General features: G+C 66.9%; 20 protein-coding genes. 17 read left to right on the top strand and 3 right to left on the bottom strand.

The window, feature by feature from the left end:
* Window positions 1-5: 5 nt before the first annotated feature.
* Genes AC6CH3_RS00495 through AC6CH3_RS00470 form a run of 6 tightly spaced genes read left to right on the top strand, consistent with a single transcriptional unit; the run spans window position 6 to window position 6,427 of the window.
* Window positions 6-2,204 carry an acetyl/propionyl/methylcrotonyl-CoA carboxylase subunit alpha gene (locus AC6CH3_RS00495; RefSeq protein ID WP_498130582.1) on the top strand — a complete coding sequence of 733 codons (2,199 nt, stop codon included), beginning with the start codon at window positions 6-8 and terminating at the stop codon, window positions 2,202-2,204.
* 2 nt (window positions 2,205-2,206) lie between these two features.
* Window positions 2,207-3,382: an acyl-CoA dehydrogenase family protein gene (locus tag AC6CH3_RS00490; RefSeq protein ID WP_498130581.1), complete on the top strand. Its 1,176-nt coding sequence runs from the start codon at window positions 2,207-2,209 to the stop codon at window positions 3,380-3,382.
* Window positions 3,383-3,425: 43 nt separating this feature from the next.
* Window positions 3,426-4,262, top strand: coding sequence for a CoA transferase subunit A (locus AC6CH3_RS00485; protein WP_498130819.1), 837 nt, complete (start codon window positions 3,426-3,428; stop codon window positions 4,260-4,262).
* 2 nt (window positions 4,263-4,264) lie between these two features.
* Complete coding sequence (locus AC6CH3_RS00480) at window positions 4,265-5,014, top strand: CoA transferase subunit B (RefSeq protein ID WP_498130580.1); 750 nt, start codon at window positions 4,265-4,267, stop codon at window positions 5,012-5,014.
* Window positions 5,011-5,583, top strand: a complete 573-nt coding sequence (locus AC6CH3_RS00475; RefSeq protein ID WP_498130579.1) for a MaoC family dehydratase — start codon at window positions 5,011-5,013, stop codon at window positions 5,581-5,583. Before AC6CH3_RS00480 ends, AC6CH3_RS00475 begins: the two co-directional genes overlap by 4 nt.
* Before the next feature lie 4 nt (window positions 5,584-5,587).
* Entirely contained in the window at window positions 5,588-6,427 is an 840-nt protein-coding gene (locus tag AC6CH3_RS00470) for an HpcH/HpaI aldolase/citrate lyase family protein (RefSeq protein ID WP_498130578.1), read from the top strand.
* Window positions 6,428-6,448: 21 nt separating this feature from the next.
* Here the strand turns inward: AC6CH3_RS00470 and AC6CH3_RS00465 are convergent, their stop codons facing one another.
* Window positions 6,449-7,927 carry a lipase maturation factor family protein gene (locus AC6CH3_RS00465; protein ID WP_498130577.1) on the bottom strand — a complete coding sequence of 493 codons (1,479 nt, stop codon included), beginning with the start codon at window positions 7,925-7,927 and terminating at the stop codon, window positions 6,449-6,451.
* Between the two features lie 46 nt (window positions 7,928-7,973).
* Window positions 7,974-8,924, bottom strand: a complete 951-nt coding sequence (locus AC6CH3_RS00460; protein ID WP_498130576.1) for a DMT family transporter — start codon at window positions 8,922-8,924, stop codon at window positions 7,974-7,976.
* 127 nt (window positions 8,925-9,051) lie between these two features.
* Here AC6CH3_RS00460 and AC6CH3_RS00455 point away from each other — a divergent pair, with 127 nt between their 5' ends.
* The 4 genes from AC6CH3_RS00455 to AC6CH3_RS00440 are packed head-to-tail and all read left to right on the top strand — an operon-like array spanning window position 9,052 to window position 13,809.
* Window positions 9,052-10,473: an extracellular solute-binding protein gene (locus AC6CH3_RS00455; RefSeq protein WP_498130575.1), complete on the top strand. Its 1,422-nt coding sequence runs from the start codon at window positions 9,052-9,054 to the stop codon at window positions 10,471-10,473.
* A complete protein-coding gene (locus AC6CH3_RS00450; protein ID WP_498130574.1) occupies window positions 10,470-11,441 on the top strand; it encodes a carbohydrate ABC transporter permease in 972 nt (323 codons plus the stop codon). Before AC6CH3_RS00455 ends, AC6CH3_RS00450 begins: the two co-directional genes overlap by 4 nt.
* An 8-nt stretch (window positions 11,442-11,449) precedes the next feature.
* Entirely contained in the window at window positions 11,450-12,355 is a 906-nt protein-coding gene (locus tag AC6CH3_RS00445) for a carbohydrate ABC transporter permease (RefSeq protein WP_498130573.1), read from the top strand.
* Between the two features lie 23 nt (window positions 12,356-12,378).
* Entirely contained in the window at window positions 12,379-13,809 is a 1,431-nt protein-coding gene (locus AC6CH3_RS00440) for a glycoside hydrolase family 32 protein (protein WP_498130572.1), read from the top strand.
* Window positions 13,810-13,814: 5 nt separating this feature from the next.
* Here the strand turns inward: AC6CH3_RS00440 and AC6CH3_RS00435 are convergent, their stop codons facing one another.
* On the bottom strand, window positions 13,815-14,879 hold the full coding sequence (locus tag AC6CH3_RS00435; RefSeq protein ID WP_498130571.1) for a LacI family DNA-binding transcriptional regulator: 1,065 nt from the start codon (window positions 14,877-14,879) through the stop codon (window positions 13,815-13,817).
* A gap of 150 nt (window positions 14,880-15,029) precedes the next feature.
* Between AC6CH3_RS00435 and dxr the strand changes: the two genes are divergently transcribed.
* The 7 genes from dxr to AC6CH3_RS00400 all read left to right on the top strand — a co-directional run bounded on the left by dxr (window position 15,030) and on the right by AC6CH3_RS00400 (window position 21,239).
* Complete coding sequence (gene dxr, locus AC6CH3_RS00430; RefSeq protein ID WP_498130570.1) at window positions 15,030-16,208, top strand: 1-deoxy-D-xylulose-5-phosphate reductoisomerase; 1,179 nt, start codon at window positions 15,030-15,032, stop codon at window positions 16,206-16,208.
* An 18-nt stretch (window positions 16,209-16,226) separates the two neighbouring features.
* Window positions 16,227-17,558: a M50 family metallopeptidase gene (locus AC6CH3_RS00425; RefSeq protein ID WP_498130569.1), complete on the top strand. Its 1,332-nt coding sequence runs from the start codon at window positions 16,227-16,229 to the stop codon at window positions 17,556-17,558.
* Window positions 17,559-17,659: 101 nt separating this feature from the next.
* Window positions 17,660-18,373 (top strand): MarR family transcriptional regulator, encoded by a 714-nt coding sequence (locus AC6CH3_RS00420; RefSeq protein ID WP_498130568.1) that lies wholly within the window; start codon window positions 17,660-17,662, stop codon window positions 18,371-18,373.
* Window positions 18,370-18,873 carry a hypothetical protein gene (locus AC6CH3_RS00415; protein ID WP_498130567.1) on the top strand — a complete coding sequence of 168 codons (504 nt, stop codon included), beginning with the start codon at window positions 18,370-18,372 and terminating at the stop codon, window positions 18,871-18,873. The genes AC6CH3_RS00420 and AC6CH3_RS00415 overlap by 4 nt, the downstream gene beginning before the upstream one ends.
* Window positions 18,874-18,898: 25 nt before the next feature.
* The gene (locus AC6CH3_RS00410; protein ID WP_498130566.1) at window positions 18,899-19,189 is read left to right on the top strand and encodes a YciI family protein; all 291 of its coding nucleotides are present in this window, start codon (window positions 18,899-18,901) and stop codon (window positions 19,187-19,189) included.
* A 33-nt stretch (window positions 19,190-19,222) separates the two neighbouring features.
* Window positions 19,223-20,389 (top strand): flavodoxin-dependent (E)-4-hydroxy-3-methylbut-2-enyl-diphosphate synthase, encoded by a 1,167-nt coding sequence (ispG, locus tag AC6CH3_RS00405; protein WP_400577853.1) that lies wholly within the window; start codon window positions 19,223-19,225, stop codon window positions 20,387-20,389.
* The gene (locus tag AC6CH3_RS00400) at window positions 20,352-21,239 is read left to right on the top strand and encodes a GNAT family N-acetyltransferase (protein ID WP_498130818.1); all 888 of its coding nucleotides are present in this window, start codon (window positions 20,352-20,354) and stop codon (window positions 21,237-21,239) included. The genes ispG and AC6CH3_RS00400 overlap by 38 nt, the downstream gene beginning before the upstream one ends.
* Window positions 21,240-21,454 lie beyond the last annotated feature (215 nt).

Genomic DNA, 21,454 nt, shown 5'->3' with positions numbered 1-21,454 from the left:
CAGCCATGACCAATCCAGTTAATGCCAATCTGTTCCACACCGTGCTGGTGGCCAACCGCGGCGAGATCGCCTGCCGGGTGATCAGAACCCTGCGCGCCATGGGTATCCGGTCGGTCGCCGTCTACAGCGATGCCGACGCCGGTGCCCGGCACGTGCGGGAAGCAGATGCCGCCGTACGGATCGGGCCGGCGGCCGCGGCGGAGAGCTACCTCAACATCGAGGCGATTATCCGTGCCTGCAAAGACAGCGGAGCCCAGGCGGTGCACCCCGGTTACGGATTCCTGAGCGAGAACGTCGCGTTCGCCCGAGCGCTGGCCTCGGCCGGCATCGCCTTCATCGGCCCGGGCGTCGAGTCCCTGGATGTCATGGGGGACAAGATCCGCTCCAAGAACCACGTGGCAGGCTACGGCGTCCCGGTTGTTCCCGGCATCGCCGAGCCCGGCCTGACGGACAGCCAACTGGTCGAGGCTGCGGCCGGCGTCGGCTTTCCGCTGCTGATCAAGCCGTCGGCCGGCGGCGGCGGCAAGGGCATGCACATCGTGGAGCGCCCGGAAGACCTCCCCGCCATCCTGGCCACGGCCCGGCGCGTCGCGGCCGGCGCGTTCGGCGACGACACGCTCTTCCTGGAACGCCTGGTTGCTGCTCCCCGCCACATCGAGGTCCAGGTCCTGGCGGACACCCACGGCAACGTCATTCATCTCGGCGAGCGCGAATGCTCCCTGCAGCGCCGGCACCAGAAGGTGATCGAGGAAGCGCCGTCGCCGCTGCTGGAATCCCTGAACGACGGCGGTGCGACGCGTGCGCGCATCGGTGAAGCCGCCTGCCAGGCGGCCCGCAGCGTGCACTACACCGGGGCGGGAACGGTCGAGTTCCTCGTCTCGGACAACGCCCCGGACGAGTTTTTCTTCATGGAGATGAACACCCGCCTGCAGGTGGAGCACCCCGTCACCGAAATGGTCACGGGTGTGGACCTCGTGGAGTGGCAGGTGCGCATCGCCGCCGGTGAGGAGCTCACCGTGGCACAGGACGCCGTCGTGCTTGACGGCCACGCGGTTGAGGCGCGCGTGTACGCCGAAGTTCCGGAACGGAACTTCCTGCCATCGTCCGGCGAAGTGGTCCTGCTCGACGAACACGGCACAGTCTTTGCCGCGCTGGCCGATGACGGTGCCGGTGCCGATGCAGGGGCCGGGGCTCCGGCGGACCGGCACGTCCGCATCGACTCCTCGCTGCTGCAGGGCCTGGATATCTCCAGTGACTACGACCCCATGCTGTCCAAGGTCATCGCCTGGGGCCAGGACCGCCAGTCGGCGCTCGACAGGCTGGACGCGGCGTTGGCCCGGTACACCGTCCTGGGGGTGGGAACGAACGTGGAATACCTCAGGCTCCTGATCAACGACGACGACGTCCGCGCCGGCCACCTGGACACCACGCTGATCGACCGCAAAATGCCAGGGATGTCGTTTCGGACCGCCGGCGATGCGGAGCTCATTGCAGCGGCCATGCAGTTCTGGGTCCGCGATGAGGGTCCACGCGGCATCGCCTCCCCCTGGGACAGTGTCCGCGGCTGGCGGCTGGGCCGTCCCGCGCCCAGGAGGATCAGCTTCGCCCTCCCCGGCGGGGCCATTGCCACCACTGCCGTCACGTGGCTCAGTGACCGTCACCTGGGCCATGCCCTGGTCCGCGTCGACGACGGGCCTGACCACGAGGTCCGCGTCCTGGGGCTGACAGGCGAGTCGATACACCTGGACGTCGACGGCCAGGAGCGGATCTTCGCCCTGGGGTACGAGCGGGAGGACCGTCCAGAGGGCGGCCGCCCGCAGACCATCCACGTGGGCAGCGGCGGCTGGAGTTGCGGGCTGGAAGTGCTCAGCCGGGAGGCCCAGCTTGCGCGCGTGCTGGCCGCCATCGAGCGGGAAGTCGGCGCGGCCGATCCCGAAGTCCGCTCGCCCATGCCGGGGACCGTCGTCTCTGTCTCCGTGGATAACAGCGACGCCGTAACGGCCGGCCAGGTGCTCCTTTCGGTGGAGGCCATGAAGATGGAGCACCAGCTCGTGGCGGAAGTGCCCGGCACGGTGCACATCACGGTGAAGACAGGGGACCTGGTGAAGGCAGACCAGGTGCTGGCCACCATCCATGCCGAAGGGGCCTCCCACAACGGCGAACCGCCCACCCAAGATCCAGCCAATGAACGTAAGGGAGCCTAGGTATGGCCGATTTTGAGCTCAGCGAGGAGTACCAGGACCTCAGCAACACCGTGCGCGAGTTTGCCGACGAGGTCGTGGCGCCCGTCTCGGCCAAGCACGATGAAGAACACAGCTTCCCGTACGAGGTGGTCTCGCAGATGGCGGACATGGGCCTGTTCGGGCTGCCGTTCCCCGAGGAATACGGCGGCATGGGCGGGGACTATTTCGCTCTGGCCCTCGCATTGGAACAGCTGGGCCGCGTTGACCAGTCCGTGGCCATCACCCTGGAAGCCGGCGTGTCCCTCGGCGCCATGCCGGTGCACCGCTTCGGAACCGAGGCGCAGAAGGAGGAGTGGCTTCCGCTGCTCGCGTCCGGAAAAGCGCTCGCAGGTTTCGGCCTGACCGAGCCGGAGGCCGGCTCCGACGCCGGAGGGACGAAGACCACGGCCCGGCTGGAAGGCGCCGGCGACGAAAAAACCTGGGTCATCAACGGCAATAAGGAGTTCATCACCAACTCCGGAACGGACATCAGCCGGCTGGTTACGGTCACCGCCGTGACCGGCAAGCAGGAGCGCCAGGACGGCAGCATCAAGAAGGAGATCTCCACCATCCTGGTGCCCACCAACACACCGGGCTTCACGGCGGAGAAGGCCTACAACAAGGTGGGCTGGAATGCGTCCGACACCCACCCCCTGACGCTGAAGGATGTCCGCGTTCCGGAAGCCAACCTCCTGGGCGTGCAGGGCCGCGGCTATGCCAATTTCCTCTCCATCCTCGACGAGGGCCGCATCGCCATCGCCGCCCTGGCCACCGGTGCCGCGCAGGGCTGCGTGGATCTCTCGGTCCGCTACGCCAAGGACCGCAGCGCTTTCGGGAACAACATCGGCAAGTACCAGGCCATCGCTTTCAAGATTGCCCGGATGCAGGCGCGGGCCCACACGGCCCGCCTGGCCTACTACGACGCGGCCGCGCGGATGCTTGCGGGCAAGCCGTTCAAGACCCAGGCAGCCATAGCTAAGATGGTCGCAGGCGAGGCGGCCATGGACAATGCGCGGGATGCCACCCAGGTATTCGGCGGCTATGGCTTTATCAACGAGTTCACCGTGGCACGCCACTACCGCGACTCCAAGATCCTTGAGGTCGGGGAGGGCACCACGGAGGTCCAGCTGATGCTGATCGCCCGGGAACTCGGGCTCTAAATGGCCCGGTGGCCGAGTCTGTCGGGACCTGAAAGGATCAATGATGATTGACAAGGTTGTTGCCAGCGCCGACGAGGCTGTCGCCGATATTTCCGACGGCGCCTCGCTGGCCGTCGGCGGTTTTGGTCTGTGCGGGATCCCGGTGGCGCTCATCGATGCGCTCCACCGCGCCGGCACCAAGGAGCTGGAAACGGTGAGCAACAACTGCGGGGTTGACGACTGGGGCCTCGGAATACTGCTCCGGGACGGGCGCATCCGGCGGACCGTCAGCTCGTATGTCGGCGAGAACAAGGAGTTCGCCCGCCAGTACCTTGCCGGTGAACTCGAGGTGGTGCTGACCCCGCAGGGGACGCTCGCCGAAAAACTGCGCGCCGGCGGCGCCGGGATCCCCGCGTTCTATACGAAAGCGGGCGTCGGCACGCAGGTCTCGGAGGGCGGCCTGCCGCAGAAGTACGACGCCGACGGCGGCATTGCGGTCGCCTCCGCCCCCAAGGAGGTGCGCAGCTTCAACGGGGTGGACTACGTCCTTGAGGAGTCCCTTGCACCCGACTTCGGCCTGGTCCACGCCTGGAAAGGGGACCGGCACGGAAACCTGGTCTTCCACGCCACGGCCATGAACTTCAACCCCCTGTGCGCCATGGCAGGGCGGACCACCATTGCCGAGGTCGAGGAGCTGGTGGAACCGGGGGAGCTGGACCCGGAACACGTGCACCTTCCCGGAATCTTCGTCCAGCGCGTCGTGGTGGCGCCGCAGGGCGAGAAGCGCATTGAGAAGCGGACGGTGGCACTCTCTGCCCCGTCCATGTCAGGCACCGCCACATCAGGCACGGCAATGCCAGGTACCACCGAGTCCGGCACCACCGATCAGGCAGGAGCGTAGCCATGGAGTCGATCAGCTCGCCGGGGGCACCGCCCCGCCCCGAAGGCGTCCGCCACGAATACCGTGCGGCGACGCCGCACCCTGAAGGCAAGGGCTGGACCCGCAACGAACTGGCGGCGAGGGTGGCCCAGGAGCTCAGCAACGGGCAGTACGTCAACCTGGGCATCGGCATGCCCACTCTGATTCCCAACTACATCCCTGCCGGGGTGGAGGTTGTACTGCACTCGGAAAACGGCATTCTGGGTGTCGGGCCCTACCCCGGCGAGGATGAGGTCGATCCTGACCTCATCAACGCGGGCAAGGAAACCGTCACCGTAAACAAGGGGGCGGCGTTCTTCGACTCCTCGCTGTCCTTCGGCATGATCCGGGGCGGCCACGTGGATGTTGCCGTGCTTGGCGCCATGGAGGTGGCCGCCAACGGGGACCTGGCCAACTGGATGATCCCGGGCAAGATGGTCAAGGGCATGGGCGGCGCCATGGACCTGGTCTTCGGAGCCAAGAAGGTCATTGTGATGATGGAGCACGTGGACCGGAACGGCAGGCCGAAGATTGTCGACCAGTGCACGCTGCCCCTGACGGGGAAGGCCTGCGTGGACCGCATCATCACCGACCTTGCTGTGATTGACGTGGTCGCTGACGGCGGGGCGTCCCGGCTGGTGCTGCGCGAACTGGCGCCCAATGTTTCCGTCGAGGACGTGGCCGCGGCCACCGGCGCCGAGCTGTTCGAGGAAGACCAGGAACTGACCGTATGACGGCGCATCCTGACGGGAGTGCTGACGGGGTTTCGACAGGCTCAACCACGGGCGGCCCCCGCGTGATCGAGCAGCGCGGGCTGTTCTTCGAGGAACTCGAGGAGGGCGTCGTGTACGCGCACCGCCCGGGCCGGACGGTCACGGAAACGGACAACGTCCTGTTCACCACGATGACCATGAACACCCAGGGCCTGCACCTGGACGCGGCGTGGAGTGCGGGGCAGCCGTTCGGGCAGCGGCTGGTGAACTCGATGTTCACCCTGGCAACCGTCGTCGGGCAGTCCGTGGCCCAACTGACGCAGGGCACCATCATCGCGCAGCTGGGGCTCACCGATGTGTCCTTCCCGGGCCCGCTGTACCACGGCGACACGCTGTATACCGAGACCGTCGTCACCGGAAAAAGGCTGTCCGGCTCCCGCCCGGGGCAGGGCATTGTCACCATGAAGCACACGGGCCGGAACCAGGACGGCGCGGTGGTGGCCCTGGCGACGCGCAGCTGCCTGATGTGGACGCGGGAGGCGCATCTGGAGGCGGAGGCGGCGCGGAACCCGGTTCAAGGGGGAGAATGAATCCATGAGTTTCGTCATGGGCCCTGCCCTGCTGTTCTGCCCTGCCGACCGCCCTGAACGCTTCCAGAAGGCCGCTGAGCGCTCCGATGCCGTCATCCTGGACCTTGAAGATGCGGTGGCCCCTGCAGACAAAAAGCGTGCCAGGGGTGCAATCCTCGCCCAGGTTGGTGCCCAGGGCGATGTCCCCGAGCTTGAACCCACGCGGACCATCATCCGGATCAACCCGGCAGGCACTGAGGATTTCGAAAAGGACCTCCACTGCCTCGCGCATACGCCCTACCGCACGGTGATGCTCGCCAAGACGGAAAGCGCGGAGCAGCTGCGGACTCTGGGGGGCTTCCACGTCATTGCCCTGTGCGAAACGGCGGCCGGGATCATCAACGCCCCTGCCATCGCCGCCGAGCCCAACGTGGTGGGCCTGATGTGGGGAGCGGAGGACCTCCTCGCGTCACTCGGCGGCACCTCGAGCAGGAAGGACGACGGCGGCTACCGCGCCGTGGCGCTGCATGCCCGGTCGTCTGTGCTGCTGGCGGCTGGGGCCTTCGGCAAGGAAGCCGTGGACGCCGTCTACGTCAACATCCCGGATCTTGAAGGCCTCGGGGCCGAGGCCCGCGATGCTGTGGCTTCCGGATTCAGCTCGAAGGCGTGCATCCACCCCACTCAAGTGGCCGTGGTGCGCGGCGCCTACGCCCCGTCCGAAGCAGACGTTGCCGCGGCCCGGCAACTGCTGGACGCTGCAAACGCGGCCGGCAGCGGAGTATTCCAGTACGACGGCAAGATGATCGACGGGCCCATCCTCAGGCACGCGGAGTCCACCATCAGGCGGGCAGGCGCCAGCACCTAGGCGGATTGACTTGCCGCCCTGCTACTGCCGCCGTCCTGGCGCGTGCCGCAGCGAAAGCGGCGGGATGGCCTCGTACAGCGGCGTGCGGATCCAGCGCTGGCCCGTCTCGCGGAACTCTGCCCGGCTGGAGAAGCGGTACAGGTACGTGCGGGCGCGCACCCAGCGGGGGCGCTCGCCGTCGAACGGGTCATCGCGCAACAGGCGCAGCATTGTCCTGTCCGCCTCCAGCAGCTTGGCCAGGAACGCGTAGAACCACTCCTCATGGACGGTCCGGAGCGGCAGGAACCACATGAGCCAGTCGAGCCGCAGGTGGTAGGGGGCGTATTGCCGGGGCAGGCGGCGCACGTCTCCCGGCTTGCCTTTGAAGCCGTACTCCCTCCAGTCCGCGGCATCGTCCGGTTCCTCATCCAGGGTCCCCTCCACCGCGACCTCGATCCGCTGCTTGGTGACCGTGCCAAACGCGCCGTAGGTGTTCACGAGCTGCCAACGGTTGAAACTGGCATTCATCAGCTGGTGGTGTGAAAACAGGTTGCGGATTGGCCAGTAGCTGAGCACCACGAGCAGCACCGTCGCCGCGAGCGTGATGACCAGCCACCACAGCGGCATCTGCTGTTCGGTGCCGCCGGCCGCGTGCCAGTCCAGCGGCAGGACGGGAAGCACGGCATGCGCCACCGGATCGCTGACCGCCGCGAAGGCCAGCACGATGGCGATCCAGTTCAGCCACGCGAAATTGCCGCTGGCCACGAGCCAGAGCTGGGTGAAGATGATGATGCCGGCAGCGACGCTGGCTATGGGCTGCGGGGCGAAGAGGAAGAACGGCACCACCAGCTGGGCGAAGTGGTTGCCCAGCACCTCCATCCGGTGGAACAGCTTGGGCAGAAGGTGCGCCTGGCGGCTCAGCGGACCGGGCATCGGCTGCGTCTCGTGGTGGTAGTACAGTGCCGTGAGGTCCCGCCACTCCCGGCCGCCGCGGATCTTGATCATGCCCGCGCCGAATTCCAGGCGGAACACCAGCCAGGCCACGAGGAGCAGGATGGTCCGGGGCGGATCGGTCTGGTCCGAGCCGAGGAACGCCACGGTAAAGCCCGCCTCGAGGAGCAGCATCTCCCAGCCGAAACCGTAGAACGTCTGCCCCACGTTGACGATCGACATATACAGCAGCCACAGCGCCAGGAAGGCTATGAGCGGCAGCCACGGGGGACCGAGCTGCGGAAGGCCGGCAACCAGAAGTGCGGAGATGGCCATCCCCGACCCGCAGACCGCCCGCAGCAGCCGGTCTGAATAGCGCCAGCGGAACAGTGTGGGTCGGCGCAGCCTGGTGAACGCTTCCAGGTAGTCCGGCACGGGCAGGAGTCCGCGCTCGCCGAGCAGCGCCGGGAACTGGTTCAGCGATGAAAGAAACGCGACGAAGAACAGTGCCGCGACGCCACGCTGCAGCACTTGCCGGGCGAATTCGTAGTCCGGCGCGTTAAACCAGTCAAGCCACGCGGCCCAGTCCACGCTTCCACGTTACTCACGGCAAGAAACGCGTCAAGGTGCGCAGCCGTCAGGGCCGGTTCTGACCGACACGCAGGCTGGGGGCGTTGGTCAGGATGACGCCGGCGATGACGACAAGTCCGCCGATGACCTGGGCGGCGGTGTAGGGGTGGCCGCCGAGGATGGTGATCGCGGCGGTGAAGACGGTGATGAGGTTCAGGAACACGCCGGCGCTGCCGGCAGGGATGACGGTCAGCGCACGGTTCCACAGCAGGTAGGACAGCACTGATGGGAAGACCGCGATGAAGGCCAGGGATGTGATTGCTTCGGCCGTGGCCGGCAGGACGGGTCCGCCGGTGGCGAGGCTGATCGGGGTGAGCACGATGACGGTGATGGCGGCTTGGAGGGCGGTGGCGGTGATCGGCGGGACCTTCGGGGCCAGGCGCCCCGTGATCGTGTAGGCGGTCCACGCCGCGATGGCGCCGATCATGAAAAGCTCCCCGGTTCCGAACCCCGTGCCCAGCAGGGTGGCCGGGTCGCCGCCGCTGAGGACGACGAGGACGCCGGCCAGGGCGATCAGCACCCCGCCGATCGCCGTCAGGGTCAGGCGTTCCCGCAGGAAGATGGTGGCGGCCAGGGTGATCAGCGCCGGGTTGAAGGCATTGATGAGTGAGGCGCTGAACGCGTCGGTGTGTTCCAGTGCCGCGTACAGCAGGAGGTTGTAGCCCAGCAGCCCGCACGCGCTCAGGGCGATCAGCCACGGGGATGCGGCCATCACCTGCCGCCATTGCGGACGTTCGATGACCTGTGCGATCACCAGCAGCGGGAGGAGGGCCAGGGCCCAACGCAGCAAAACGAGAGTGAGGGGGTCGATGCTTTCGACAGCGCCGGCGCCGACGACGTAGTTGCCGGCCCAGAACAGCGTCGCCCCCAACAGTGAGGCGACGGCCATCACCATGGCGCGTCGAGGGGCGCGGGTCGGTTGGGCTCCTGCACGCGTGCTGGTGTCCGGGCTGGTCATGGTCCTGCCATCCTATGCAGATTCCAGCAAGGGCAGCTTCCCCGGTCACCCGCCCTGAAGTGTGATTCTTGACACGTGTTAGGGGCGTCTTATACAGTACCTAACACGTGTTAGGAAGGAATTCGACATGACCGGAGCCACTAACCGGCACTTACGGGAGATCTCCCGTCGCACCGCCCTCGGTGCCCTCGGCGTGGGAATCATCGGAGCAACCGCGGCATCGTGGCCGCGGCTCTCCGGGACGGACATCCCGGGCCGCGGAGACAACAGCCTGAGCATCGCCATCCTGGGCACCGCCGCGGACGCCGCCGCCCGCCAGCGCGCCATCGACGCTTTCACGCGCCTGCACCCGGACATCAAGGTGAAGGTCCAGGCCATTCAGGCAGTGGACTGGAAAGACTTCTTCACCAAGATCCTCACCATGGTGGCCGCTGGCACGCCGCCGGACGTGGTGTACGTCGCCACGGAGGGCGCCCAGCTCTTCGCGGAAAAGCTTGCCCACCCGCTGGACGAGTACGTGCGCCGCGACGCCGCGGACATGGCCGAGTTCTTCGACGACGTCCACCCCAGCCTGGTGGAGGCCTTCATGTACAAGGGCAGCCTGTACCAGCTCCCCATGGACTGGAACGCCGCCAACATGTACTACAACACCACCGCGTTCGCTCAGGCAGGGCTGGACCGCCCGGCGGACGACTGGACCCACCTGGACTTCCGCGACAGCCTCGCCGCCATGCGCAAGGCCCGCACCGCGGATTTCACGCCCTACTACTGGACCAACCGGCTCTTCGGCGGGGTAGTGCCGTGGCTCTACGCGAATGACACCAGCTTCCTGAAGGAAACCAGGTCCGCCGGCGGGGAGTGGCTTTGGGACGGCTTCTACGCCAGCGATCCCTCCCGCAGCCTCCGGTCCGGCGGGTACCAGTGGCTGGAGCCCAACGCCGACGACGACCGTGTGTTTGAGTCCTTCGACTACCTTCGCGGGCTGGTCAGGGACGGGCTCGGTGTCCGCCCGGAGGAAGGCGGCGGCAACTCCCTCGTGGGGCTGTTCGCTTCCAACCGCATCGGCACCACGCCGGCAGGCGGCTACTGGGTGCAGGGCCTGCATGAGGCCGGGATGGGCGCAAGCGACTTCGACGTCCAGTTCTTCCCGCGCTGGAAGACCCAGCGCCACCAGTTCGGCACCGCGGGCTACGCGATCATGAAGACCGCCAAGGACAAGGACGCCGCCTGGGAGTGGGTCAAATTCAGTGCGAGCCGCGAGGCGATGGAACTGATCTTCGCCAACCCGGCCACCACCCCGGCGCGGCGCTCCATGGTCAACGGGCAGCTCTACGCCGGCAAGGGCCCCGCCCACTGGAAGGTCTTTTACGACACCCTTGACCGGTTCCCCACCACAGGCCCCATTCCGGCGCCACCACAGCAGGCCGCCGTCGAAACGGCCCTGATGAAGAACGTATCGCTGGCTGTCAGCGGCGACGAACGCCAGCTCAAGCAGGCCCTCGCCTCGATGCAGCGCGACCTCGAACTGGCATTGAGGAGGACGTCATGAGCACCACTGCCCGGGACGTGGCCGGGTCGGCAGGCAAGGGGACGCCGCCTGATGCCAAAGCCACAGCCAAATCCGCCGCCGCCCGGACCAGCGGCAGGCACAGCCAGCGCTGGCTGGCCTGGATCTTCCTTGCCCCCACCATCCTCGGCATGGGCCTGTTCACGCTGGTCCCGATCGTGGCCTCCGTGGTCCTCGCCTTCTTCCGCTGGGACATCATCTCCGCGCCCGCCTTTGTGGGCTTCGACAATTTCTCCCAGGTGGTCCAGGACCCCACCGTCCGGGTGTCCTTCCTGAACACCATCGTGTTCGTCGTGGTGGCCGTGGCACTCCAGCTGGGGCTCGCCCTGGCGCTCGCGGTCATGGTGCAGGAAAAGATGCCGGCCTGGCTGCGGGTGTTCTTCCGGTCGGCGTTCTTCTTCCCGCTGATCCTGTCCGCGGCCTCGGTGTCCATTTTCATGCGCTACCTCTTCAACGAGCAGTTCGGCGTCGTGAACTGGTTCCTGTCCCTCGTGGGCATCCCCGCGGTGCCGTGGCTGACCACGCCGGGCGGGTCCGCCGCCGTCGTGATCCTGGTGTACGTGTGGCAGAACTTTGGGTTCTCCTTCCTGCTGTTCATCGGCGGCCTGGCCTCCATCCCCGTGGAGACCTATGAAGCGGCATCCATCGACGGCGCCACCGGCTGGCGCAAGCACCTGCACGTGACGCTGCCGCTGCTGAGCCCCACCACACTGGTGGCCTCGGTGATGGCCATCATCAGCGCCCTGCAGGTGTTCGACCAGCCCTACGTGCTGACCCGCGGCGGCCCCGGTGACTCGACCCGCACCGCCGTCATGGTGATCTTCGAATCGGCCTTCCAGCGGCTCGAATTCGGTCAGGCGTCCGCCATCGGCGTGCTCCTCACCCTGATCATCATGGCCATCACGGCCGCGCAGTTCCGGCTCAGCAAGCGATTCGTCTTCTACCAGTAAGGCCAGCCATGACCACCACAACAGAGCACGGCCTGGCTCCCGGGCATTCCCCCCGGCTGTCCGAGGGCCTTCCGGAAACTTCACCCACCCGCCGCAGGTTCAGCTGGCCGTTCGCCGTCCGCCTCCTCCTGCTGCTGCTCGCGGCCGCCATGACATTGGGCCCGGTGCTGTGGACTCTGTCCACGTCGCTGCGGTCGCCGTCGGAATCCTTCAAACTGCCGCCGTCGTTCATCCCTTGGGACCCGGACTTCACGTCCTACGGCGAGGTCTTCCGGCAGCTGAACATCTTCCTTCTCGTCCTCAACAGCGCCCTGGTGACCGGGCTGATCGCGGTGGGGCAGATGGTCACCGCGGCGCTGGCAGGCTACGCATTCGCCCACCTGAAGTTCCGCGGCCGCGGCGCACTGTTTTCGATCGTGCTGGCCACCATGATGGTGCCGGTACAGGTCACGATTGTTCCCGTCTTCATGCTGATCCGCGGCATGGGACTCTCGGACACGCTGCTGGCGCTGATCCTCCCGGCCATTCCGACGGCGTTCGGCACCTTCCTGATGCGTCAATACTTCATGGGCCTTCCCGTCGAACTGGCAGAGGCCGCCGCGATCGACGGCGCGTCGCCCTGGCGGACGTTCCGGTCCGTCTACGCGCCGCTGGCGATACCCGGCATGGCGATCGTGGGAATCCTCGCGTTCAACTTCCACTGGAACGAGTTCTTCCGCCCGCTCATTCTGACCATCTCCGAACAAAACTTCACGCTCCCGCTGGGACTCGTCTCGCTCCAGGGCAACCTGGGAACGGGCAGCATCTCCGTGGTGCTCGCGGGCGTGGTCCTGTCCATGATTCCGGCGCTGGTGGTCTTTATGTTCGGCCAGCGCGCACTCCAGGACGGCCTCACGGCCGGCACCGGAAAATAACCTCCTCACCGAAAGGCCCTGTCATGTCCTCCCAGGACCTCGCCGCCGTCCGCTTCGACGACGTCGCCGCCGCCCACACCGACCCCACCTTCCCGCGGTTCCACCCGCGTCCCGCGCAGGGATGGATTAACGACCCCAACGGAATCAGCTACCTCAACGGCCGGTACCACGTGTTCTTCCAGTACAACCCGGACTCCGCCCGGCACCACAGGATCGCCTGGGGCCACGTGAGCTCCGCCGACCTGGTGCGCTGGGAGGAACACCCGGTGGCGCTGCGCCCGCAGCACGGCGGTCCGGACGAGTACGGCTGCTGGACCGGTGTGGTGACGGACGACGGCGGTGTTCCCACCGCAGCGTACTCGGGCGTCCGCGGCGAAGGGGGCCACTCGCAGGTGGTCATCGCCCGCGGATCTTCCGATTTGGTCACCTGGGAACAGACAGGGCACGTGGCTGCCACCATGCCCGACGGCGGGCAGGTCACCGCGGTGCGCGACCCGTTCATTTTCCGGTTCAACGGCAAGCGGTATGCCATGCAGGGTGCCGGTCTCGCCAACGGGCAGGCCGCGCTGCTCCTGTACACGGTGGAGGACATGTCCAACTGGAAGTACCAGGGGATCTGGCTGACGTCGGAGAATCCGGTGGCCTCCGAATTCACGCCGGCTGAGATCTGGGAATGCCCGCAACTGGTGCGGGTGCCGGATTCCTCCGGGCAGTACGCCGCGGACTCCGCCGACGCCGGGACCTGGCTGATGATGTTCTCGCTTTGGCTGTCGGGTGACGAGCACGAGCACGTCAACGGAGTGGGCCACCTCATCGGTTCCCTGACCGAGGACCCGGAAACCGGGTTGCCGGTCTTCACGCCCCGCGGCGGCGGGAGGTCCGACCATGGGCGCGACTTCTACGCACCGCAGATCGTCGCCCTGGAGGACCGGGCCCTGCTGTGGGGCTGGGCCAACGAGGGCCCGGGGCGCAACGGGCGCCGGGGACGCAGCCAGGACGACATTGACGCCGCCGGCTGGGCCGGTGTGCTGACCTTCCCCCGTGAACTCTCCGTGGTGGACGGTGCCCTTGCCGTCACCCCTGCCCCCGAAATCACGGCCTACCGCGGCCAGTCCGTGGCGAAGGCCCGGGGCGGCACAGTGGTGCTGCCAAGTGCGGCGGAGGCGTTGGTGATGGAGGGCGGCGGTATCTCCGCAGGCTTGGGCGAGGTTCGCCTGTTGCTTGTTGGCAGAGGGGGCGGGGAGACTGGCGGGAACCAGCAGGTCGTCTTCGCGGAGCCGCTGCCGGAGGGCGGATCACTCCGGATCTTCGTGGACGCGTCCATTGTGGAGGTGTACCGGACAAACGGTGTGGCAACCACCGTTCGTGCCTACCCGCTTCCCGGTGAGGAATGGCACCTGGAGCTTCCCCTCGGGGCGCAGGCCGAGGTGTGGGAACTCGCCCAGCCCAACTAGCGCACTCAGCTGCGCCCAGCCGGAACGGGCGCCGTGGACTCCCTGACTATGAGGCGGCAGGGGACCAGTGTCTCGAGGCCGTCGACCCGCGCGGGTTCCGGACCGCCGTCGCCCTCGATCAGTTCCAACAGCTGGTTCATGGCCGCGGCTCCCATCTCCCGAAGCGGCAGTGCCATGGTGGTGAGCGCGGGAACCATCGTATCGGCGATGTGCAGTTCGTCGTCGTAGCCCATGATCGAGAGGTCCCCGGGCACGTTGAGGCCCAGGCGGGCGGCGGCCAGCATGACGCCGATGGCGACGCGGTCGTTGCCGGCCATGATGGCGGTGGGCCGCTGGGCGGGAGGTACGCCGTCGAGCAGTTTCATGGCGCCGTGGAACCCGTCGTCAATGTCCCATCCGGCGAAGCTGATCCGGTCTTCCCGGACCGGAAGGTTACGCCCGGAGTAGGCCTCGCGGTAGCCGGCGACGCGGAGGGGTGCGGCCGAGCCTTCGGCGGGGCCGGCCACCAGGGCGATGTCGCGGTGGCCCAGTCCCAGCAGGTGGTTGGCGGCTTCCATGCCGCCGCGCACTTCGTCCGGGATCACATGGGAAAGTGCCGGGGCCGGGGCGCTGTCGAAACAGTTGGCCAGGACCGAGGGAACCCGCAGCATTCCCGGCGGCACGTCCAGGGGCTTGAGGCCCTCGGTAACGTACATGAGTCCCTCCACCTGCCGGTCCAGCAGGGTCTCGACGGCGCTCGCATCCCGGGCGGCGTCGAACTCCGTGTCCATGGCTACGGTGACAAAGCCGCGGCTCCGCGCGACGTCGTCGGCCCCGCCAATGATGTTCCCGTCAAAGGCACTGACGACCACGTGGTCCGACACGATGCCAATCACCCGCGTCCGCTGGTTCCGCAGGCTGAGGGCGATGGCGTTGGGGGAGTAGTTGAGGGCCGCGGCCGCTTCCCGGATGCGCTGCTGGCTTTCGAGGGCGACGTTGCCGTCACCCCGGCCATTGAGCACGAGTGACACGGCGCTGCGCGAGACGCCCGCCAGTTTGGCGACGTCCAGGGCGGTGGCCTTGCGCTTCATGGGCTGATCCTCGGTGGGTACTCACTGTTGAGCGTAGTCTACCTAACTCGTGTGAGCTGAGGGTCCGGGAACCGCTGTCCCGGGACGGCTGTTCTGTGCGAGGGCAACCTCCGCATCCGACGGCCGGTGCGGGTGCGGGATACTTAAGCAATGCGCAGAATCGTCCTCCTCGGATCCACCGGTTCCATCGGCACCCAGGCGATTGACGTCGTCGACGGCGCCCCGCACCTTTTCGAGGTGGTGGCGCTGAGCGCCGGCGGCGGCAACCTGGAACTCCTTGCGCGGCAGGCCGTCCATACGCGGGCGCTGGCAGTGGGGATCGCCTCCGGCGACCCGGGCCGGCTCCAGGAACTGATCGACGATGCCGCCCGTTCGGCAGGTCTTGCGTCCTACCGGCCGGACATCATCGCCGGCCCGGACGCCGCCACCAGGATCGCGGCCATGGATGCCGACGTTGTGCTTAACGGCATTACCGGTTCCATCGGCCTGGCGCCGACGCTCGCCGCTCTTGAGGCCGGAGCCACACTCGCGCTCGCGAACAAGGAATCCCTGATCGTGGGCGGCTCGCTCGTGAAGGCCGCCGCCGCGGACGGGCAGATCGTGCCCGTGGACTCCGAACACTCCGCCATCGCCCAATGCCTGCGCTCAGGCTCCGCCGCCGAGGTGGACCGGCTCATCCTCACGGCGTCCGGCGGCCCGTTCCGCGGCCGCACCCGCGAACAGCTGGCAGGCGTCAGTCCGGAGGAAGCCCTCGCACACCCCACCTGGGACATGGGCCTGATGGTCACCACCAACTCCGCCAGCCTCGTGAACAAGGGGCTGGAAGTGATCGAGGCTCACCTGCTGTTCGACATCCCGCTTGACCGCATCGACGTCGTGGTTCATCCGCAGTCCGTGGTCCATTCCATGGTGCAGTTCGTGGATGGCTCCGTCATCGCCCAGGCCTCGCCGCCGGACATGCGCCTGCCCATCGCCCTCGGCCTGGGGTGGCCGGACCGGGTTCCGAACGCGGCGTCGGCGTGTGACTGGACCCAGGCCACGAGCTGGACCTTCGAGCCACTCGACGGCGCCGCGTTCCCCGCCGTCAGGCTTGCCAAGGACGCGGCCAGGCAGGGGAGCACGTTCCCTGCCGTATTCAACGCCGCCAACGAGGAAGCCGTCATGGCGTTCCATGGTGGCCGCATCCGGTTCACGGACATTGTGGATACCATCGAAGCTGTCCTCAGCGAACATCCGGGTTCCTCCCGGCTGACGGTCGAGTCCGTGCTGGATGCTGAAAGGTGGGCACGCGCGCGCACCCACGAACGTTTAGCAGTGAGCAGTCTCTAGGAAGCAGCAGATCAAAGCATGAGTCCCGTTATCCTCTTTATCCTCGGTGTGGCCTTCGTGGCGGTGGGCATCGCCGCCTCTATTGCCCTGCACGAGGTGGGCCACCTGCTTCCCGCCAAACTGTTCAAGGTGCGCGTCACCAAGTACATGATCGGGTTCGGCCCCACGCTGTGGTCCAGGAAAAAGGGTGAGACGGAATACGGCTTCAAAGCCCTGCCGCTGGGGGGCTTCGTGTCGATGATCGGCATGTACCCGCCCAACAAGGACGACGGTTCGGTGCGCCCCTCCAGCACCGGCATGTTCCAGACGCTCGCCACCGAAGCGCGTTCCATGGCCCATGAAGAGGTGCAGCCGGGCGACGAAAACCGGCTGTTCTACCGGCTTCCGGTCTGGAAAAAAATCGTCGTGATGCTCGGCGGGCCGGCCATGAACATGCTGCTCGGACTCGTGCTGACCGCTGTGATGCTCATGGGCTTCGGCCTGGCCGAGCCGACGACGACGGTCGCCGACGTTTCGAAATGCCAGGTCAAGGCGGGGGAGACGGTCGATCCGGACTCCGCGGCGTGTAAGCTCACGCCCGCCGCCGCCGCCGGCCTGAAGCCGAAGGACGTCATCACCTCGTTCGACGGCAAGGCCGTGACTGACTGGGCTGAGCTCACCGGCTGGATCCGCGCATCCGCCGGCCGCGAGGTACGCATCACGGTGGAGCGGGACGGCGCGCCCGTGAACACAACGGTCACCCCGGTGCTGTCGTCGCGTCCGGTCATCGGCCCAGACGGACGGCAGGCGAAGGACGACCAGGGCAAGCCGATGTACCAGGACGTCGGTTTCCTCGGCATCGGTGCACAGACCGCCCTGGTTGCCCAGCCGGCGTCGTCCGTCCTGCCGATGGCGGGAGAGAATATCCGACAGATTGCCGGCGTCATCCTGAACCTCCCCGCACGGGTTGCGGGCGTGGCGCAGGCCGCGTTCAGTGAGGAGCCGCGGGATCCGAACGGCCCCATCAGCGTCGTCGGCGTGGGCCGGGTGGCGGGCGAGGTTGCGGCGATGGAAGAGGTGCCGGTGCAGTCCAGGCTGGCCGCACTGGTTGGGCTGCTCGCCGGCCTGAACTTCGCCCTCGCGGTCTTCAACCTGGTGCCGCTGCTGCCGCTCGATGGCGGCCACGTTGCGGGGGCGCTGTACGAAGGGGCCCGGCGCCGCGTGGCGAAGCTCTTCGGCAAACCGGATCCGGGCGCGTTCGATATCGCCAAGCTGCTGCCTGTGACCTATGTGGTGGCTGTGCTGCTGATGGGCATGGGCGCGCTGCTCATCTATGCGGACATCGTGAAGCCCGTCAATCTCTTCGGATAACCTTTTTCAGCTGATTCCGAATTATCAGCGTTTTTCGGCTGATTTGTATTAATCAGCTGTTTATGATTGATATTTGCGAATCTGCCGGTTACGGTTGTGGCATGTACGTCCTGACCATTGACCAGCGCGGCAGCAGCACCGACATAGACCGGGTACCCGCCTTGCTTGAGGGGCTGCGCCTGACAGACGGCCTGCGCCCGACAGGCGGCGGCTTTGAACGCTCGGTGGGCGATGAGGTCCAGGGCGTCCTCCGTGAACCGGCGGATGTGGTGGAAGTGGCCCTCCACGCGCTCCGCAGTGGCCTCTGGTATGTGGGCATCGGCATCGGGTCCGTGAATGAGCCGCTGCCCGATAGCCCCCGGGAAGGATCAGGGGCCGCCTTCGTTGCGGCGCGGCAGGCGGTGGACCGGGCCAAGGCTGCGGCCAGCCACGTCCCGCTGGCCGTCATGTCCGGCGGTGTCCGGCGCGCCGCGGCCGAAACGGGCAAGGGTGAAGCCGGAGCCAGGGCGTGCGCCAACGCCGAAGCCGTCCTGCGCCTCGTGGGGCGGCTGGTCCAAGAGCGCACCGAGGCGCAATGGCGCGTGGTGGACGCGCTGCGTGCCCGGAACGGGCACGATCCCGGCCGGCACGGGCAGCAGAAGCAGGTGGCGCAGGAACTGGGAATCAGCGAACAATCGGTGAGCCGGGCCATCATCAGGTCCGGATGGCAGGAAGAATGGGCGGCGAGACCCGCAGTGGAAATGCTGCTGGCCACCGCACATGGGCTGGTCCTGGAAGCATCCGGCCCGGAAGCACCCAACCGAGGAGAACGGTGAACGCACTCTGGATCGCATTGGCCCTGCTGACGGCAGGCTTCGTCGGCTGGCCGGTGACGGCCCTCGTGTTCAGGCTCGCACGCACGATCGATGACAAAGCCGATGCCGCCGCCGGTCCGGCCGCCGGCACGGATGACCCCTCCGCCGATGTCACCGTGGACCGTGAAAGCCCCGCCGGGACTGCAGGAACGGCGTCCCCCGGGAACTCCGTGAACGGTGATATCACGGTGCCGGGTGATGCTCCGGCGGAACAGCCCGCCACGCGGATCCTGCGGGGCGGGGCCATCATCGGGGTGCTGGAACGGCTGGCCGTGTGCCTTGCCATCCTCGCCGGGCAGCCTGTGGCCATCGCCTACGTGGTGGCCATCAAAGGCCTGGGACGCTTTGCCGAACTCAAGGAGACGCCGGTCGCCGCCGAACGGTTCATCATTGGCACCCTCTCGTCGATGCTGTGGGCTGCCGGCGTTGCGGCCTTTACGAAGGTGGCGCTCCTCGGCTAGGGCAGCCGCGGGATAGGGTATCTGTATGACTGTTTTTGCTGTTGAGTACGTGTACGACGCCGAATCCTCCGAAGCCCGCAGCGCCAGCCGCCCCTCGCACCGCGAATGGACCGCGGCACTGGCCCAGGACGGGGTACTCCTGGCGAGCGGACCCTACGGTGACGGCGCCGGAGCCCTGCTGATCTTCAAAGCCGCCGACGAGAACGCCCTGAACGACATTCTCAAACAGGACCCCTTCGCCTCCGCCGGCGCCATCTCCGGCACCCGCACCACGGAATGGGTTCCCGTGACCGGCCTTCTCGCCGACCACGCATAGCCCCCACTACATTTTTCGATACAAGGAGACCACGTGACCTCGGTCAGCCTGGGAATGCCATCCGCACCGCCTCCCGTCCTTGCTCCGCGCCGCAAGACGCGGCAGATCAAAGTCGGCCCCGTGGGCGTCGGTTCCGATTCGCCCATCAGCGTGCAGTCGATGACCACCACTCCCACCACGGACATCAACGCCACCCTGCAGCAGATCGCCGAGCTGACCGCGACCGGCTGTGACATCGTCCGCGTGGCCTGCCCGTCAGCGGATGACGCCGAAGCCCTTCCGATCATTGCCCGGAAGTCGCAGATCCCGGTCATCGCCGACATCCACTTCCAGCCGAAGTACGTCTTCGCGGCCATCGAGGCCGGCTGCGCCGCCGTGCGTGTCAACCCCGGAAACATCCGTAAGTTCGATGACCAGGTCAAGGAGATCGCCAGGGCGGCCAAGGACCACGGCACCTCCATCCGCATCGGCGTCAACGCCGGATCGCTGGAGCCAGGCATCCTGAAGAAATACGGAAAAGCCACGCCGGAAGCGCTGGTGGAATCCGCCGTCTGGGAGGCCTCCCTGTTCGAGGAGCACGGCTTCCACGACTTCAAGATCTCCGTCAAGCACAACGACCCCGTCATCATGGTGGCGGCGTACGAGATGCTCGCCGAAAAAGGGGACTGGCCCCTGCATCTGGGCGTGACCGAGGCGGGCCCCGCCTTCCAGGGCACCATCAAGTCCGCCACCGCCTTTGGCGCCCTCCTGTCGCGGGGGATCGGCGACACCATCCGCGTGTCCCTTTCCGCCCCGCCGGTCGAGGAGATCAAGGTGGGCAACCAGATCCTGCAGTCGCTGAACCTGCGCCCGCGCAAACTCGAGATTGTGTCCTGCCCGTCCTGCGGCCGCGCCCAGGTGGACGTTTACACTCTCGCCGAGCAGGTCACTGCCGGACTGGAAGGCATGGAGATCCCGCTGCGCGTTGCCGTCATGGGCTGCGTGGTCAACGGACCCGGCGAAGCACGCGAAGCGGACCTTGGAGTTGCCTCCGGCAACGGCAAGGGCCAGATATTCGTGAAGGGCGAGGTCATCAAGACTGTCCCTGAGAGCCAGATTGTTGAGACACTGATCGAAGAGGCCATGCGTATCGCGGAAGAGATGGGGGAGGCCGATGGCGAAGATGCTGTCAAGGGTAGCCCCGTGGTTAGCGTCTCATAAGGACGGAGCCGCTCCGGACAGGATAACTGTCCGGGCACTGAGTGCCGCGGACACAGCCGGGCTGCGCGAGCTGGCCGGCGCTGATCCTGTGGCCAATGTCTTTATCCTGTCCCATCTGGAATCGACGGGGACAGCTGCCCCGACTCCCGGAGGCGCCAACATCCTGGGTGTCTTCGACGGAGATTCGCTGGTTGGCGCCTGCTGGGCAGGCGCCAACCTCGTCCCGGTGCAGCTTGCCCCCGCCCTGACCGGGGCAGTTGCTGCTGCAGCCCACCGTTCGGGCCGCAGGTATGCGTCCATCTTCGGTCCCGCCCCCACCGTGCTGGCGCTGCACAGCCAGCTGGAGCATCTGGGGCACCTCGCCCACGAAGTGCGGGCGGACCAGCCCCTGATGACCATTGCCGGCCCGCCCGCCGTCGAGCCCAACTGGCAGCTGGGCTTCGGGCAGGACGCCGACTTCGACACCATCCTCCCCGCGTGCGCCGCCATGTTCGAGGAGGAAGTGGGCTATTCCCCGTACCTCGGAGGCCGCGACTTCTACAGCCGGCGCGTCGCGGGACTGATCCGCCAGGGCCACTCCCTGGTGCACCTCAATAATGGCGAAGTGGTGTTCAAAGCCGAGCTCGGCGCCGTGACCTCAGAGGTCACCCAGGTGCAGGGCGTGTGGATGAACCCCAGTTACCGCGGACTTGGCCTCAGCGCTGGCTACATGGCGGCCGTGGTGCTGCTGGCCCAAAAAATAGCTCCGATCACCAGCCTCTACGTCAACGACTACAACTCGCGCGCCCGCGCCACGTACGAGCGCGTTGGCTTCCGCCAGGTGGGAACGTTCGCCACGGTTCTCTTCTGAGTGCAGTACAGGACGATTCAGTGCGCGGCCGATTCAGTGCAGGCAGATTTAACGCAGGCAGATTTGAAATCGGTGACTGCCATCACATAGGTTCTACCTAATCGTGCCTGCGGGTGCGGGATGGTCTCAGAGAATTAACGGCATGACCGGCCGTGGAGCCACGTCACCACAGGGATGACCAGCCGGAGACGGCCAGGGGCTTCTCTGTGGGGCGT

The sequence above is a fragment of the Arthrobacter sp. GQ119 genome, assembly GCF_059759125.1.
This window is presented reverse-complemented; position numbering and strand designations above follow the sequence as displayed.

Bases quoted from the DNA above. Each gene is read 5' to 3' on its own strand.
- AC6CH3_RS00495 (WP_498130582.1), top strand. From the start codon at position 6: ATGACCAATCCAGTTAATGCCAATCTGTTCCACACCGTGCTGGTGGCC.
- AC6CH3_RS00455 (WP_498130575.1), top strand. From the start codon at position 9,052: ATGACCGGAGCCACTAACCGGCACTTACGGGAGATCTCCCGTCGCACC.
- AC6CH3_RS00410 (WP_498130566.1), top strand. From the start codon at position 18,899: ATGACTGTTTTTGCTGTTGAGTACGTGTACGACGCCGAATCCTCCGAA.
- dxr (WP_498130570.1), top strand. From the start codon at position 15,030: ATGCGCAGAATCGTCCTCCTCGGATCCACCGGTTCCATCGGCACCCAG.
- AC6CH3_RS00400 (WP_498130818.1), top strand. From the start codon at position 20,352: ATGCTGTCAAGGGTAGCCCCGTGGTTAGCGTCTCATAAGGACGGAGCC.
- AC6CH3_RS00450 (WP_498130574.1), top strand. From the start codon at position 10,470: ATGAGCACCACTGCCCGGGACGTGGCCGGGTCGGCAGGCAAGGGGACG.
- AC6CH3_RS00460 (WP_498130576.1), bottom strand. From the start codon at position 8,924: ATGACCAGCCCGGACACCAGCACGCGTGCAGGAGCCCAACCGACCCGC.
- AC6CH3_RS00445 (WP_498130573.1), top strand. From the start codon at position 11,450: ATGACCACCACAACAGAGCACGGCCTGGCTCCCGGGCATTCCCCCCGG.
- AC6CH3_RS00485 (WP_498130819.1), top strand. From the start codon at position 3,426: ATGATTGACAAGGTTGTTGCCAGCGCCGACGAGGCTGTCGCCGATATT.
- AC6CH3_RS00420 (WP_498130568.1), top strand. From the start codon at position 17,660: ATGTACGTCCTGACCATTGACCAGCGCGGCAGCAGCACCGACATAGAC.
- AC6CH3_RS00490 (WP_498130581.1), top strand. From the start codon at position 2,207: ATGGCCGATTTTGAGCTCAGCGAGGAGTACCAGGACCTCAGCAACACC.
- AC6CH3_RS00470 (WP_498130578.1), top strand. From the start codon at position 5,588: ATGAGTTTCGTCATGGGCCCTGCCCTGCTGTTCTGCCCTGCCGACCGC.
- AC6CH3_RS00475 (WP_498130579.1), top strand. From the start codon at position 5,011: ATGACGGCGCATCCTGACGGGAGTGCTGACGGGGTTTCGACAGGCTCA.
- AC6CH3_RS00480 (WP_498130580.1), top strand. From the start codon at position 4,265: ATGGAGTCGATCAGCTCGCCGGGGGCACCGCCCCGCCCCGAAGGCGTC.
- AC6CH3_RS00435 (WP_498130571.1), bottom strand. From the start codon at position 14,879: ATGAAGCGCAAGGCCACCGCCCTGGACGTCGCCAAACTGGCGGGCGTC.
- AC6CH3_RS00440 (WP_498130572.1), top strand. From the start codon at position 12,379: ATGTCCTCCCAGGACCTCGCCGCCGTCCGCTTCGACGACGTCGCCGCC.
- AC6CH3_RS00425 (WP_498130569.1), top strand. From the start codon at position 16,227: ATGAGTCCCGTTATCCTCTTTATCCTCGGTGTGGCCTTCGTGGCGGTG.